We start from the raw sequence: 14,735 nt of genomic DNA on the forward strand, positions 1-14,735 counted from the left end.
GCTGATTCGGATTTACGTCATGTTCCATGGCCGTACGCGCGATCGACACGCCGGGCTTCAGGCACATCATGACCAGCTCGTCGCGTGCGCCTTCGTCATACTCGCGTCGGCCGTCGCGTTTCTCGCCAATCACCAGACGGCTCTTCAGGTCTTTGTTCTCTGTCATCAGTGTCAGTGTGCAGGTGTCCACGTGGACACCTAGCTTCTGACCTTCTGCCCCTCGATGGAAGGGCGTCTTTTATTGACCGCTTACCATATAAACACCGATTTCGCAATGGGCCTGGCACGGACACTGGGATTCGATCTATGCCCTCGCCTGTCACACCTTCGTGACCGGCGGCTTCATGTCCCTCGAAACCATGAAGTCCCACCGCAACTCGCTGCGGTCACTGATCGCGATGTGAGGATAGAACTCATCGTGGACGTATGGGACGAGTTAGTCAGGATCGCTGCGTCCATCCGTTCAGGAAAATGTACGGCAGTCGAAGCTCTGGCTCGCTTCGGCTCAGCAGCGCGTGGGCAGGCCGTTTATGAAGGCGGCGTTCACGTTGGTCGCCTGTTCAGAAGTATCTTTCTGATCGACTATTTCACCAATGCCCCGTTCAGGGCAGAAATGCAGCATGTCCTGAACCGCGGAGAAGCGGTTCACAACGTTCAACGCGCGATCCATATCGGCAAGATACCCGTCGAACTTGCACGCCGCCAGGAATCGCTCTCGGCAGTCTCGTCCGCGCTGACACTCCTCTCGAATATCCTGATGGCGTGGAACACCACCCATATGCAACGCGCTCTTGAGGAAATTCAGGCGGCCACGGGCGTGCCACTGGACCCTGGGCAGTTGAGAAGAATCGCACCGACGCACCTGGAGGGAATCAACCTGCGCGGCACGTTCAATTTTCCGGTGGATCGGTACGCACATCGAATCCTTCCCAGTCTCGCGAGCGATCCCCACGCTTCTACCGCCAGTCTCCGCGCCTGAGGCAAAGATCCACGGGGGAGTCAGCAGGTGTTTGATTCAAAACGAGATTTATACGGGGCCACAAGGCAAAGGCACGCCAGGCATGGATGCTCCTATCCGGAAAATTGCACGAAAATCAAATGGATACCTCTACAAGATCGAGGAGCAGATCCGTGGCAAACCACCTGATGAGCGGCACAGTGTGCGCCAGGCGCGAGCGGTGCCGCTGCTCGACGACATGAAACGCTGGTTCGAAGCAACGCTCACCACGCTCTCCGCAAAATCCGACACGACCAAGGCGATTCAGTACGCGCTGAATCGCTGGCCGGCGATCATCTACTACTGCAGCGACGGGCGTGCGGAAATAGACAACCTGATCGCCGAGCGAGCACTGCGCGGCGTCGCCCTCGGCAGACGGAATTACTTGTTCGCCGGCGCCGACTCCAGTGGCGAACGTGCCGCCGCGATGTATAGCCTGATTGGCACGGCGCGCTTGAACGGCCTCGATCCCGAGGCGTATCTCGCCGACGTGCTCGAGCGCGTCGCTGACCATCCGATCAACCGCATCGACGAGCTGCTGCCGTGGAACGTGGCGTCGTCGCTACCCTCTACTGCCCACGTCGATCCTATCCGATAATATCGCGCTCCCGTCGTCAACGATCTACGCTACGGTGCCGGTCGAGTGCTTACAGGCTAGCATCGTTACTGGACGTCGCACCCCTCGTCTGTTCCCGCGATACAACAGCCTGAAATTGCTCGATTTTGCAGTTTTAGCTCGGTATACGGAACGTTTTCAGTAAATCTCCCGCTAGCGAACTTGCTGACACGGCTAGCGGCAATTGTGGGCACCAACAAACTGATTGCGGCCTACGCGTGGCAGTTAAACTGCCGGAAGCACGGATAGAGCAACCATCGGGGCACCATGACAGCATCAGACGCATCGGACTGGCAGGCGTTGCCCGTCCAAGTTCAAAAGGCATTGTCGGCGGGTTGGAGCGCCGGCGCGATGCCCACCCACGCATCGGCGCTTTACAGCCGATGGTGGCAACTCGAAACCTGGCTGCGTTCACTTGTCTACGTGGAGTTGCGAAGCAAGTATGGCAACGCATGGGCCGACGGGCTACCGCCCAATTCGGCGAATCGTCAGCAACAGGACGGGGCGTACCATTACATGCAAACGCCCGATGCGCAAGATCAACTCGCGTACCTCGACGCGGCGCCGCTTCTTGAACTGACACACGAACAGTGGGACCTCTTTGGGCCGTATTTGCCTGCCCGAAAAATCTGGGCGGGCCGAATCGAAGAGCTTAAACAGATCAGGAATCGCATCGGCCACTGTCGCCGGCCTCACGACGACGATCTCGATCGCCTAGAGCAAACGCTGCGTGACCTTGAGCGCGGCGCGTTCCGCGCAACGTCGTCGTTCAATGATCAGTCATCGCCGGACGAGCGATGGTCGGATGTCCTCGTTCGGGACTGGGTGCACGGAAACCATTCGTACGCGCACCTGATCGAACATGCGAGGAGGCAGTACGACGCGAGTTTCCGACTCATGGTGTCGACCCGCCCATGGACGCAGCCTCCCGCGCCCGAAGACGACCAACTCGGCTCACGAGCTGGCTGTATTTGGCACGCCTGTTGGTATTTTAGAGGCGGACGGTTCTTCGATCTTGAGCAGTTCTGGCGCGAGATCGAGATAGACAAGGATCTCATCACACTCGTTTGCTCAGACTCAGCGTCAAGTCTTCAGGTCTCATTCTCGGCGCTGGAAGATCAGCAGTCGATCAGCGATGCGATCGGCCGAGGCTTTGACTCAGCGCTTGCGAACGTGCGCTTCACCTACAACGACGAGGATCCCGTCACGTGGGCAAGACGTTTCGTCAATGTGGATCCGCGCGTGCACGCCGGTACGCCTTGGGCGTCAATAGATCCCTCGATGCGAGGGGTCAGCCTGTTTTCCGCCTGACTGTTCGCGACCGCTCGCGAACTACTGGCGCATGGGCCGCGCCGCAGAGGCCGCGGTGCTGCCGCGCAGCTTTAGGCCTTCATCGCGATCCGCTGCGCGACTGCGCCCTTGGCCGTGCACGGGCTCCTCAGCGTTACTCTGACGCGTCCAGAGTGGCCCGAACTACCAGCTCAACACGACTGAGTAGCGGTGGAAATGTCACCCCCGCGAACCGCCATCCCGTCGGCGTACACGCGGCGAATCCGCCGCAAAGCCCGGCCCTGTCGTTAGCCTGTGTTCGCGACATAGCTGCGATTTTCAACGAAACTGCACTCGCGCCGATCGAGCCGCGGGAATTCCGGTAGCCGCTACTGCGATGCGAAGTCAGATTTAATGCGGACTGAGGCGAAGTGACGGTTTTATTGCGCTCCGAGTGGAAGCAAAACCGTCACTTCGGCGACTCAGAACGCGTCCGGTCGAACCGGCGCCAGTGACCATTTATTGCGTCCTACGCTCGGCCCGCGCAAGCACTTGCCGGTATCGCTGCGCACGAAGTGTGGTTGGACGGAGAGATTGTCGTGCTCGATGAGACCGGTCGCGCCGACTTCAGCAAGTTGCAGAACGCATTCGACGCGCGTAGTACGGCGACCATCGCGTTCTTCGCCTTCGATCTGCTCTGGCTGAACGGATTCGATCTCAGGTGCGCTCCATTACGTGAACGCCGCGGCGAACTGGAGCTGCTCCTTCGTCCTGCGGAGGGCCCACTGTTACGCGTTTCGGATCTTTTTCCATACGATCCGATGTCGCTGCTTGCTTCGGCTCGAAAGCGGCGACTGCAAGGCATCATGGGAAAAAGGGTAAGCGCGCCCTACCGTTCAGGCCGAAGCACCGACTGGGTCAAGCTCAAGGCGGGGCTGCGGCAGGAATTTGTCGTTGGCGGCTTCAATCATTCGCGCGGTGCGACGACCGGTGTGCGATCGCTATTACTTGGAGTGCACGGTGATGAGGGTGAACTTCAGGTGATTACTTCGCAACGCTTATGACAGACCCCGCCCGGCAGGAATAGCCACTACTTAGAACAAAAAAGGGGCCAGAGCCCCTTTTTTACTTGCCTTGTAATCTCCGCAACTTCATTAACTTGAGCTGTCGCAAAGCGTCTTCGGATTCTTTGAGAGCCTCCGCAAGTTTTCTCTCAACCTCGTTGCCGCCCTTAGCCAAAGCAAGTTGAAAGACTTGCGCCACGTCTCGACTGCGAACCTTACCCGGTTGAACAATGACCTCCGGTCGGTTGTCCCCTTTGGAGCGAACACCCGTCTTACGCGAAACTGCCTTCTTCGCCGGAGTATGCGCCGGCGTGCGCACTTGTGTCATTACCATGGCGATGACGACCTCTTCTGAATAGCGTCATAGATGTGAAAGTCAGTATACCCGACAAGCGACCTGGAAAGGCTACCGAAGAAATCCTCGAAATCCGCCTGATCCGGTCGTAACTCTTCAAATACGTCTGAAAATTCAACGACAATGACGAGGGGCTTCTCTTTGTTGCCGTCTATCAACGGGAGTTCGCAATCCTTCTTCCGACGTGACACAGGCACCAACATGCGCCAGTGCGGCTGCATCCATTCCTCGTCGGCCGGTCGTAGTTCGAGGGTGTGCCGGTTACTCTCCCAGACCCGCGTGAGGTCCATTACGGAAATTGAGTACGCATCCGTGAATCCGACCCCCTCAAGGAGTTCGAAATCGCCGCCGCCCCCGCGTGGTTGATACGCTCCAGTGACTTTAGCAACCAGCGCGTAGCACCCGGGCGACACCATGGAGCGCCGCGGACGACCATTGAGACGGCGTTCCGCACTTTTCCACAAATTGATCGTAGGATGTCGGGATATACCGTAAGTTCAAGGCGCAATTCTTCAAAGACGAATCTCCGCGCCTCCTCCACGTTTTCAAACAAAGTGGTGATATTCGCATCAAAATCAAGCAGCGATAGGGAGCAGGGAATGGGCACATGGACCATATCTTCGACGCCACGAGCATCGATCTCTAGGGTGCCCGAAATTACCGACTCTCCAATGGCGGCGAGCCGGTGCTTTTCCTTGCGCTCTGGCGGCTTGGGCACGCCGCCGTCCTGATCGGTGCCACTTGTCGCACTTCCGCCATCCGGATCGATTCCGAATGCAATGATCGGACAAAGCAGCTCGTCACGGTGGCGCTGAAGCGTCCACACCGGCAGATTCGAGATCAGACCGCCATCCTGGAAACTGCGCTCCCGTGCATCTCGGTACATACCGGCGCCGCGCGCACACATAAATCGCCACGGCTCGAAAATGACGGGCAAACAAATTGACGCTGCCACTGCGTCGGCCACCGGAACGTCAGGAGTGCGCTCATAAGAAAAAACCTCACCATGCTCGTCGGTGATGTTAGTCGCGACTATATGGAGCGGAATGCGACCAGCGTCGTGCAAATCTCTGAATGTTACATTTCGCTTTCGATATATTGGCGGATTCGGCGCGTCAGCCAGCTTTTCCGAGAGCGCGTGATCGATGAACCGGCGCACATGCTTCACCGACGTAATTCCGGACGAGAGCTTGTTTTTCGCTGCACCGAGTAGAGCAACCATCACCAGAAAAGTGATTAGCGCAGCAACGGGATGAAAGACATCGATTAGGCCCAAAACAACCAGCACTAGCACTCCGATCTCGATCAAGGAGTTGCCACCGGCCATGCTTCTCAAAGCCTTGATGGCTCTCCAACCGAACGGTCCAAACAGGTCCGTTGCCTTTGTTACGCCCAGCTTCGGACCGAGCGTCTCCAAAATGTGGGACTGGTTTGCAGGGTCCATCAACTCCCGCCCCGAATACCCCCCGGCGACGAGCGCCGCGACCATCGCTCCCGCCGACGTTCCGGCTGCTCCGGCGATCGTAAGCCCCTGCTCCTCGACCGCGAGAAGCGCCCCAACGTGCACGACCCCTTTTGCCCCTCCCCCCTGAAACGTCACTAAGACCGATTGCTCCGCGGTTTCGGTCCCTGCAATGAGGGCACTGTCAGCATCAATTTCCCCGACTACAGCGCTATTGTCCATCTATTATCGCCCTTCATTGTTTGGCTCCCCGTATTGTTCACGCACGACGGCGGACAGACGGCCGCTGATTTTACGCGTTGCACACTAACAGCGGGAGCCGCGTCGCAAATGAGCGTAGGCGCTGCGAGACGAATGTCGTGAGTCTGGGACTTTGATCAATTTGGGCCGCCCTAAGTCGCACGTCCCACTCGGGACAAGTGGACGCGAGCGAGCGGCGCAAGCTAGGCCTGGAGAAATCCGGGCCAATCTTCGATCCAGGTGGCGCGCATCTGTGAGCACGGCTAGCACTAATTGCGAACACCAACACCCGTTGTCGATGCCGGACGGCTTGATTTTCCCTATTGCAAATCAACAGTCGGCTATTCGGACGCTGGCAGTGATGATGGATTTCGTCTGATCGGTGGAAATCGTGGTCACCGAAGACGCTTTGACACTCGCCGCGCGCCACATATTCAGCGATCCCGGACCCCTGAAGCGGTAAAACGTCTGAAGGTAAGACCGTCGGAGTACCTTCATCTCCAAGGTCGAAAATTAGCGCCCTTACGCTTTCGGGCTCGAGTTTTCTAAGCTCTTCCAGGCCTCCTCTGCGCCACGAATGAATGGAAACAGTCCAATAAGCAATGTTTCGGACATGATTGCCTCCTCACCTGCGACACGCTTTATTTTGTTCGGTGGTGAGCAAAAACCATTCCTCTTGCATCGCAACTTAAGATTTGATAAACGAGTTTATGCAGTTAAACAGATATCGAGTGCCGCAACGCTTCAATTTGCCTAGGCCTAAATTCTGCTGCGCGAACCTCATTTCACTGACAAACAGGAAGAAACATATGAGAGTAAGCGTTTATAACGATGGCGACGAGTCTATCCGTGTAATTGCAGATCGGAAAGTGGGTAACGAGACGTTAATCGATGCAGGTGAAGAGGTTGTCCTTGAGGCAGAACGGATGATCCAGCTCATCGAAGTTGGCCACGCGGATCCAACCGACCCGGACGAAGATGCGGATGACGAAGGATTGGAGCGCTGACCGGTTTGGCACAATCGCCAATGGACTCACACCTGTCCCAGAAAAAAGTACCGGCCAGATGGCCGGCACAAGCCGTTCTTCGGGGCCGAAGGACGACGGGGTAAGGCGGATTTCCGTGCATAGCCGCCGTGCGCACCATTGTTCATTTCGCTTGGCCATCATAGAGATGGATCCAGACGTGTCGCACGGTTCCCCTCGCTCCGCTTCCAAAGACAGTAGTCCTTATAGCCTATGATCGCTGACTCTGGAAAGGACTCACCGGACGGGTTGGATCAAAGTCGATCCAACGGCCAGAACTCCATAGACCGGTGGCCTGTTCAATGTCCATACCGGCACAGCGCCGTAATATTTCGACTGCGCGGTACTGTAGGTTGTCATTGACATGGACAGCCAGCAATACCCCCGACTCCCGTTATCGTAACGGGGTGTTCTCCACGACCCCACCTGGCCGTTCGCCCCCTCCGCGCGTCATCAACATAGCGCCTGCAAGTGATCCTACATAGGCACCCACGGCGCTCCGCCACAATCAGCACAAGCATCGAATGAAAGAATGCGACGGTGACGATTGCGGCCACTACCAGTCCAACTATCGCGCCAGCTGCCACCCCGCCCATCGCGCCCTTTCCAGCCGGTCTCGCCTGGGCATCGGCGTACTCGTCTCCTCCCACGGCAAACTGGGCATGTTGCCCCCCCCGGATTAACAAAGACTTCCGACACGTCGTCATCCACAAACCCGCTTTGCAGCAACGCCTGCTTCGCCGTATCAGCAGCGTCGAAAGTCGTGAAACGAGCAGCGATGATATGCGACATGATTTTGCTCCTATCGAATTCAGGGCCACGCGCGACGCCGCCCCCTATGCTTCTGCTAGCGCAATCACTGTTCCATCAATAGCGAACTGCATTTGACAACATTTTTGCGGTTGGCCGACGTGCGCCACCTCACCACGCATTGGCATCGGATGAATCACAAGCACGACCATCAACGGGTGTCCCTAGGCCCGAAATCTGCTACTTTTGTCTTTCGCGCAGTCGTCATTGCGCGGCTGGCCGCGCGAGACTAATCGCGCCGGATCCCGCCGAGCGCCAAGCCGGTCGTGCGCTCTCTCCCAGTCATGCCAGGCGGAAAATGCCAGACGTCATGAGCGTCCGACGTCTGGTAGATGGTCAGCCTGGCGGTGGGTAAGAAACCATTATTTACGTCGGGAATCCCGCGCAAGCTCGGCTGACGATAGATCAGGGCCTTGATCAAGTGGCTCGCCGGCACGTCGGCGCTTGTCTTCTTCCTGCTCTGACGAGAGGGCGTCATTCAGCTCCGGTCGTTCCGCATTGACCTGCAATTCCGCCCGTCGCCAGTAATCGTCGGCCTTCCCTTCTGGCGATCCGTCTTCCTCCCACAATTGGTAGGCGCGCTGCCGGATCAACTCTTCATACTCGTCGTTCATTCCACTCTCCTTGGGTCGCACTGTCGCCGCAGCACGACGTGTCGAAAGAAGCGTCGTCCGGGTGAGAGAGGGCGTAGCAAAAGCTGTACCTTGGCAAGTGGGCAAAATGCCGCGCGAAAACTCGGGGGTAACGACACGGCCCGCAAATTGCACACACGCTGGCAGACCCGAAATCCACGGCACATCCGACATTGGAGGCTCGTATGAAGCACCTCGCCAGCCACGCCCAGCGAGCGCCCGCTTGTCCCAACTCATCATTCGTGCTTCAGTCCACCGAATACACGGGCAATGGCTCTGCCACCGCCGACCTGGGCGCCGTACTCGACGGACTTCCTTTTCCAGCTGACGCATCCACCCTGACGGTTGCCGCCCGCCGCGTAGTGGCGCACTGCCCCTCTCTCCCACAACCGGGCGGGGGGCAAACCTTGAAACGCTGGCGGTTTCTGGCCGCTTTGGCCGCTCGCGACTTACCGCTCGTTAAGATCTACGAAGCGCACGCTGACGCGCAGGCAATCCTGGCCGAGCTCGGATATTCCAGTCGACCTACTGAGGCGAACGCTGAGCAAAGCACCGAAGTTGAACTCTGGGCAGTGTGGGCCGCCCGTTCTTCCCACGGCGAACTCCAGTTCTCCCACCAGGAAGGCAGGAACGTTCGGCTGTCTGGTACAAAATCGTGGTGTTCGGGGGCCACGTTTGTAACCCATGCGCTTGTCACCTGCGTGGACGATGACGGTCGCGACTGGCTCGCGATTTTACCCATGGACCAAGCTGGCGTGCGCGTGAGTTCGCAAGGGTGGGAAGCGGTAGGCATGTCCGTCACGGAAAGCGTAGACGTCGAACTCCACGACGCTCGAGCTACGCTGGTCGGCGCTGAGAGCTCCTACCTGCATCGTCCCGGTTTCTGGCATGGCGGAGCGGGCATCGCGGCTTGCTGGTTCGGCGCCGCCGCCGCGCTCGCCACACGGTTGCGCGCCGCGGCGGCGCGTCGTGACGACCCACACCTCCATGCGCATCTTGGCGACGCGGACGCGGCCCTAATCGCTGCCCGGGCGTTTCTGCGTGAATCGGCATGCACGATCGACGCAGCTCCCGACCGCGATCCCCAACTGATCGCGCTTCGCACCCGTGCGGTTGTCGAACGCGCGGTCGAGTGCGTGAGTCGCGCATGTGCGCGAGGGCTCGGCGCTGGTCCTTTGTGCCGTGACGCCTGGTTCGCACACATGAGCGCAGATTTGCCGGTTTTTGTGCGTCAAAGCCACGCGGAACACGATCTGGCCGAAGTTGGTCGCGCCCTTCGAACGTCCCGCGAAGACTGGCAACCATGAAAGCTACTGAAGCACTAGCCGGTGGTGGCGATGCGGGATACTTTGACGAGAAATTTGCGGCAGACGAAGACCCATGGCATTACGAGAATAGCTGGTATGAGAAGCGCAAACGCGCGCTGTTGCTTGCTTCCTTGCCCGACAGGCATTACCGCAATGTTTTTGAACCGGGATGTGCGAACGGCGCGCTCTCGGCGGAACTCGCAATGCGCTGTTCGCGCCTGCTCTGCTCAGACTTCTCACCTCGGGCGGTCGCGCTCGCGCGAGCTCGTCTCGCGAATTTTCCGCACGTACAGGTGCAAGTGTCGGCAGTACCTGAGGCTTGGCCGACCGAACAATACGATGCGGTCGTGATTAGCGAAATCGGCTATTACCTTGACGCTGGACGGTGCGCTGAACTTGCGCATCTTGCCTGCTCCTCTCTCGAACCCGGGGGCGCCCTACTGTGCTGCCACTGGCGTCGAATCTCGGATGACTTTCGGACGGCAGGCGCCGCTGTGCACGGCATTTTCACGCAGACTGCGAAAGAAAAAGCACTGCGGGAGGTGACATTGATCCGGGACGACGAGTTTTTGCTTCAGGTCTGGCGTAGACAGGCCTGACCCTACTCGCCGCCCATGCATGGTCGACACACCGATGGCCGCCTGAGTCGCTTTGACGTCCCAAATTTCCAGATCGAAACGGCGAACACTACAGCTACCCGGTCGCCGGATTTCTACTTGATGTAGTGCGCGGCGCAGGCGGTGTCATCGCCCAATAGACATGCCAATAACGTTCGGGCTGGGCAAGATCGGCCGGAACCCGGCTACCGAATGCCCGTAGCTGGCTGTCATAAGCAAGGACGCTACAACGCTTGATGTTCGTTGCACGTGCACTCGTGCGCTCAGGACACCATGTCGCGTCCAGCGCATCCGCACGCAGACCAACATCGCTTAAATTTCGCAAACGCTGCTCGGTGAGGCCGCGAGCTGTCCGGTGAATGGCCTCCTCGTACACAATGCACGAACGGATAAGACGGCTTCGTAGCAGCGTGAGCCATGCTTCGGCGACCCGTCGATGATCAGGGTGGCGCAACCCCAGCGGAACGACGAAAGGGGCGCCTGGGCATTTCGCGAGCTGGGCGACCAACGCGCTTTCAATCGCCTCATCATCGGGCAAAGGGTCATACTGGCGGTCGAGGAACGACAGCCTTTCAGCGCGAGCGCCACATAGAGCCAACGCCTGCGCGTCCTCACGCGTACGAATCGTCATGGCAGTCGTGGAGTCGCGAAAGCCCGCTGCCACATCCCACGCGCGGCGTTGTGGCTTGTCGGGTGCTCCCGCAAATACTGTGCAGACCGTCGAGCCTGGGATCGCGGCCAGCAGCGCACCGCAACTAAAAACAGCGTCATCGAGATGGGGAGAGATGACCAGTGGGGCTGCGCATTGCCCTGCACGATGCAAAGGCGGTAGCGGCGCCTGATCCCTCCACGAAGGATACGAAGTCAATTTGGTGTCTCCGTCTCGGCGGCTAATCGGAACAAACCACAAACGCGCAGGAAGCTCAATTCATACGGGGGGGGCTGCGCAAACTTCGTCCTGATTGTTGGGTTCACGTATGAGGGGGGGCGCGCACCCCGGTTCGGCGCACCTCGTACCGGTAGCTTCGGCCCACGAAGCAAGCGTGTCGCCAAAGCCTCCCCGTACCCTCGCAGTCGTTCGTGCGCTGGTGGCGACACGGGGAGCCGCGCTCCAGGCGATGGACGCACCAGTCACGCTCAGCATCTCCACGAGCGCCACGTCCTCGCCGCAACAGAGCGCTTGAAATTCACCTGCCCGCAGGTACGCAGATGTACTTACCCCGAGGTTAGCGCCATGCACATGGCGGTGCCCGTCTGCATCGCAATAGCGTTCGCGCCATGAGTCGCGCACTTGAGCAGGATGAGATCCCCAGTCGTCAATATGAACCGAGCCGCACACGGCCTCTGCTCCCTGGCCGAGTTGGGCGACGATCCAGTCCGCGGCGACACGGCTGTCGGCATCAGTAAATGCCAACCAGCGCGCTTCGCGTTCCAGCAGAACCCGCGCGCCCGCGCGGCGGGCGGCGCCCACATTGCGTGCGTCAATCCGCAAAGTTTCAACAGGAAATCGTTTCGCAATCACCTCTGATTGGTCGGAACACGTATCAAGCACAACAACCGTCTGGACAGGTTCTCCCATCAAACCGGAATGACGCGAAGCAGAGCGAATCGCGGCAAGGCAAGCGGCTAGCAGTTCCGCCTCATTGTGCACCGGGATCACTATGCCAATCATTTTAAAACCCCTTACTTTGGTATCCGAAACATATTCAGGTGAAAATCAGCCCATCTTCAATCTACCATAATTCTTACAAAATTAAGAAATAACTAAAAGATAAACTGGATTCTGACAGTCGTTTTCAGCTTGACTGACGGGTCGTTTCAAATAGAAACCAGACCCGCTCCTCGGTCTGATCGATCCAGTTTTCGAGAAGACTTGCCGTTGCGACGTCATCCTTGTCGTCACAAAGCTCGTGAAGCTCGCGCATATATCGAACAAGCGATTCATTATCGGTGCGGAGTTCCGAGAGCATCGCCTCAGGAGGAACAAAAACCTCGTCATTATCTGAGAGGCGTTTCAATGAAACAATCTCACCCACCGAACGCAGGGTCGTTCCGCCCAGTTTTCGCGCACGTTCGGCCACCGGGTCGATCATTGCAAAGACAAGCGCAGACTGGTCGTCGAGCAGCAGATGATAGTCACGAAAATGTGGGCCACTGACGTGCCAGTGAAAGTTCTTGGTCTTCACATAGAGCGCGAATACATCGGCGAGAAGTTTCGTCAAACCAGCCGAAACTTCCTTTCGTGCTGCTTCTCCAAGATCGGTGGGCGTGGCAAGCTTTGCAGTGTCCTGCCGCTTGCCGGATGAGGTTTTGGTTGCCATGATTGCGCTCCCTGTGAACAGAACCCCAGCAGCGCAGGATGCGTGCCTACACGGCTACGCAACGGCGTCAAACAGAAAAACTCGGTTGCTCGACCGTCGCCAGTTCGTGTGTGTCCATGACTTCGACCGCTCGGTGGAAGCGGCCGCGCCGGTCGCTTTGGAATATCCGGCGGATCTGGGCAGACAGGGGGGCGTTAAGGACGGTCATCGAATTGCTACCATCTGCAGCTTTCGATTAGTCTGGCCGAAGAGTATAGTGGAGCAGCCTTATAGCTGTATCAGCGACTGAATCAGCTGGCAGAAATCTTCAGCCGCGAATGGCTTGCGCAGGAATGCGAATGGAAAGGGAAGTTCATCGTCCTGGGGCGGCGTATCGCCGGACACGAGAATCACACTTAGCTCTGCGTCAGCTCGTAGGGCCTCGACGGCTAGTTCCGGGCCAGACTGTCCTCCTAACCGGATATCCGTAATGAGAACGCGGGCTTGTCTTTGGGCGAGGAGGGCTAACGCTTTCTCCGCGGTGCCTGCCTGGCAAACGCAGTAACCCATCTCAGTCAAAAGTTCGCTTACTGCCTCCCGCGAATCCCGATCATCGTCTACAACAACGACGACACAGGCGGCGGCCGAAGATGAATGGACGGCGCCATACGCGGGTTCGACTTCTGATGCGGAGGTCCTGGGCCGCGTGATGACCCGCCGAATCTTGCTCGCCAGTTGTTCGCGACTGTACGGTTTGCTGATCAACTGGACACCGGGATCCAGGCGCCCGCCATGGACGATTGCGTTCTGCGTATAACCGGAAGTAAACAAGACCTTTATATCCGGCAGGATCTGAACCGCCATTCTGGCCAGATCCGTGCTGCGCAGTGGGCCTGGCATCACGACGTCCGAGAAAAGCAGATCGATGTGTAAGCCGCTTTTAAGTACGCCCAGGGCGCTCTGTGCGTTTTCCGCCTTCAACACGGTGTAGCCGAGGTCCGTGAGCATTTCCACTACCGTTGTCCGGACGTGCCGGTCATCCTCGACCACCAGTATCGTCTCTGCCCCCCCTGCGACTACGGTGGGCCGCAAGGGCGTCTCTACGAGGTCGTCGATCTTCTCCGTTGTGCGCGGAAGGTAGATCTTTACCGTTGTTCCGTGATCGAGTTCACTGTAGATACGCATGTGGCCGCCGCTCTGCTTTACGAACCCATAGGCCATACTCAACCCTAGTCCGGTTCCCTTGCCTTCCTCCTTTGCGCTGAAGTAGGGTTCAAACGCACGCTCCAGCACGTCGAGCGGCATGCCGGTGCCCGTGTCACTGATCGCGAGAAGGACGTACTGCCCTTCTTCGACGTCGACTGGCAGCACGCCATAATCCCTGTCCAGCGTCGCATTCGATGGCTCAAGCGTGAGCTTCCCGCCACCTGGCATGGCGTCGCGCGCGTTGATCGACAAATTCAGGACGACATTCTCGAGCCGATTAGGATCGACCAGCGTATTCCAGAGGCCGCCCGCCACGACCGTCTCCACGGCAATCATTTCGCCCAGGGCACGCCTGAGCAGATCGTCCATATTGCGGAGCATCGAAGCCAGGTTGACCGCGACCGGCTGTAGCGGCTGCCGCCGGCCAAACGCGAGGAGCTGCGACGCCAGATTGGCGCCTTGTTCCACGGCATCGATTGCTTTCCCGATCCGTTCTCGCGACCAGACATCGCGGGTGTGGCGGCGCTCCAGCAGTTCAAGGTTCCCGCGTAATACCTGAAGGACATTATTAAAATCATGTGCAACGCCACCGGTGAGCTTGCCGATAGCCTCCATCTTTTGCGACTGCAGAAGCGCGGCACGCGTCTTTTCCAGCTGTTCCTGGGCCGCCCTTCGTTCTGACACGTCCCGAGTGATCTTCGCGAAGCCGACGAGTTCGCCCTGTTCGTCTCGTATCGCGCTCGCCGAACAGCGGGGAAGTGGGTGGTGCAGACTCACCGTCGCCGCCCCCTCCGGGCAGCTAAGGGTCGTGCCAGTCTGGCAGGTGTTACAGCAG

Annotated in this window: 10 protein-coding genes and 3 pseudogenes; 7 read left to right on the forward strand and 6 right to left on the reverse strand. The window is 58.4% G+C overall.

Annotation, left to right across the window (positions count from 1 at the left end; all coding sequences use genetic code 11):
• Window positions 1-253 precede the first annotated feature (253 nt).
• From BBA01S_RS33660 to BBA01S_RS43980, 4 genes and pseudogenes are all read left to right on the forward strand, one after another.
• A pseudogene (locus tag BBA01S_RS33660) lies at window positions 254-979 on the forward strand (Tn3 family transposase); the annotation flags it as partial.
• 121 nt (window positions 980-1,100) lie between these two features.
• Window positions 1,101-1,595: pseudogene (locus BBA01S_RS33665) on the forward strand (IS66 family transposase); the annotation flags it as partial.
• 285 nt (window positions 1,596-1,880) lie between these two features.
• Window positions 1,881-2,924 carry a Swt1 family HEPN domain-containing protein gene (locus BBA01S_RS43975; RefSeq protein WP_063750586.1) on the forward strand — a complete coding sequence of 348 codons (1,044 nt, stop codon included), beginning with the start codon at window positions 1,881-1,883 and terminating at the stop codon, window positions 2,922-2,924.
• A gap of 533 nt (window positions 2,925-3,457) precedes the next feature.
• Window positions 3,458-3,946, forward strand: coding sequence for an ATP-dependent DNA ligase (locus tag BBA01S_RS43980; RefSeq protein ID WP_281177019.1), 489 nt, complete (start codon window positions 3,458-3,460; stop codon window positions 3,944-3,946).
• Between the two features lie 644 nt (window positions 3,947-4,590).
• On the opposite strand, the gene BBA01S_RS33690 is transcribed toward BBA01S_RS43980, so the two are convergent.
• A complete protein-coding gene (locus BBA01S_RS33690; RefSeq protein ID WP_027820280.1) occupies window positions 4,591-5,985 on the reverse strand; it encodes a patatin-like phospholipase family protein in 1,395 nt (464 codons plus the stop codon).
• A gap of 827 nt (window positions 5,986-6,812) precedes the next feature.
• Here BBA01S_RS33690 and BBA01S_RS33695 point away from each other — a divergent pair.
• Window positions 6,813-7,010, forward strand: coding sequence for a hypothetical protein (locus BBA01S_RS33695; protein ID WP_027820281.1), 198 nt, complete (start codon window positions 6,813-6,815; stop codon window positions 7,008-7,010).
• A gap of 1,190 nt (window positions 7,011-8,200) precedes the next feature.
• On the opposite strand, the gene BBA01S_RS43985 is transcribed toward BBA01S_RS33695, so the two are convergent.
• On the reverse strand, window positions 8,201-8,452 hold the full coding sequence (locus BBA01S_RS43985) for a DUF2934 domain-containing protein (protein WP_042298344.1): 252 nt from the start codon (window positions 8,450-8,452) through the stop codon (window positions 8,201-8,203).
• 203 nt (window positions 8,453-8,655) lie between these two features.
• Here BBA01S_RS43985 and BBA01S_RS33705 point away from each other — a divergent pair, with 203 nt between their 5' ends.
• Both BBA01S_RS33705 and BBA01S_RS33710 read left to right on the forward strand, forming a co-directional pair.
• Window positions 8,656-9,777: an acyl-CoA dehydrogenase family protein gene (locus BBA01S_RS33705; protein WP_156966175.1), complete on the forward strand. Its 1,122-nt coding sequence runs from the start codon at window positions 8,656-8,658 to the stop codon at window positions 9,775-9,777.
• The gene (locus BBA01S_RS33710) at window positions 9,774-10,376 is read left to right on the forward strand and encodes an SAM-dependent methyltransferase (RefSeq protein WP_027820284.1); all 603 of its coding nucleotides are present in this window, start codon (window positions 9,774-9,776) and stop codon (window positions 10,374-10,376) included. The genes BBA01S_RS33705 and BBA01S_RS33710 overlap by 4 nt, the downstream gene beginning before the upstream one ends.
• Window positions 10,377-10,470: 94 nt before the next feature.
• Here BBA01S_RS33710 and BBA01S_RS46230 read toward each other — a convergent pair whose 3' ends face one another.
• The 4 genes and pseudogenes from BBA01S_RS46230 to BBA01S_RS43990 form a co-directional block, all read right to left on the reverse strand.
• The gene (locus BBA01S_RS46230; RefSeq protein ID WP_322787847.1) at window positions 10,471-11,304 is read right to left on the reverse strand and encodes a PIG-L family deacetylase; all 834 of its coding nucleotides are present in this window, start codon (window positions 11,302-11,304) and stop codon (window positions 10,471-10,473) included.
• 18 nt (window positions 11,305-11,322) lie between these two features.
• Entirely contained in the window at window positions 11,323-12,066 is a 744-nt protein-coding gene (locus tag BBA01S_RS46235; RefSeq protein ID WP_084162707.1) for a glycosyltransferase, read from the reverse strand.
• Window positions 12,067-12,190: 124 nt separating this feature from the next.
• Window positions 12,191-12,715, reverse strand: a complete 525-nt coding sequence (locus BBA01S_RS33725; RefSeq protein ID WP_027820286.1) for a Dps family protein — start codon at window positions 12,713-12,715, stop codon at window positions 12,191-12,193.
• 267 nt (window positions 12,716-12,982) lie between these two features.
• Window positions 12,983-14,638, reverse strand: a pseudogene (locus tag BBA01S_RS43990) (response regulator); the annotation flags it as partial.
• Window positions 14,639-14,735: the final 97 nt, after the last annotated feature.

It is taken from the genome of Paraburkholderia bannensis NBRC 103871, assembly GCF_000685015.1.
GTDB classification, from domain to species: domain Bacteria; phylum Pseudomonadota; class Gammaproteobacteria; order Burkholderiales; family Burkholderiaceae; genus Paraburkholderia; species Paraburkholderia bannensis.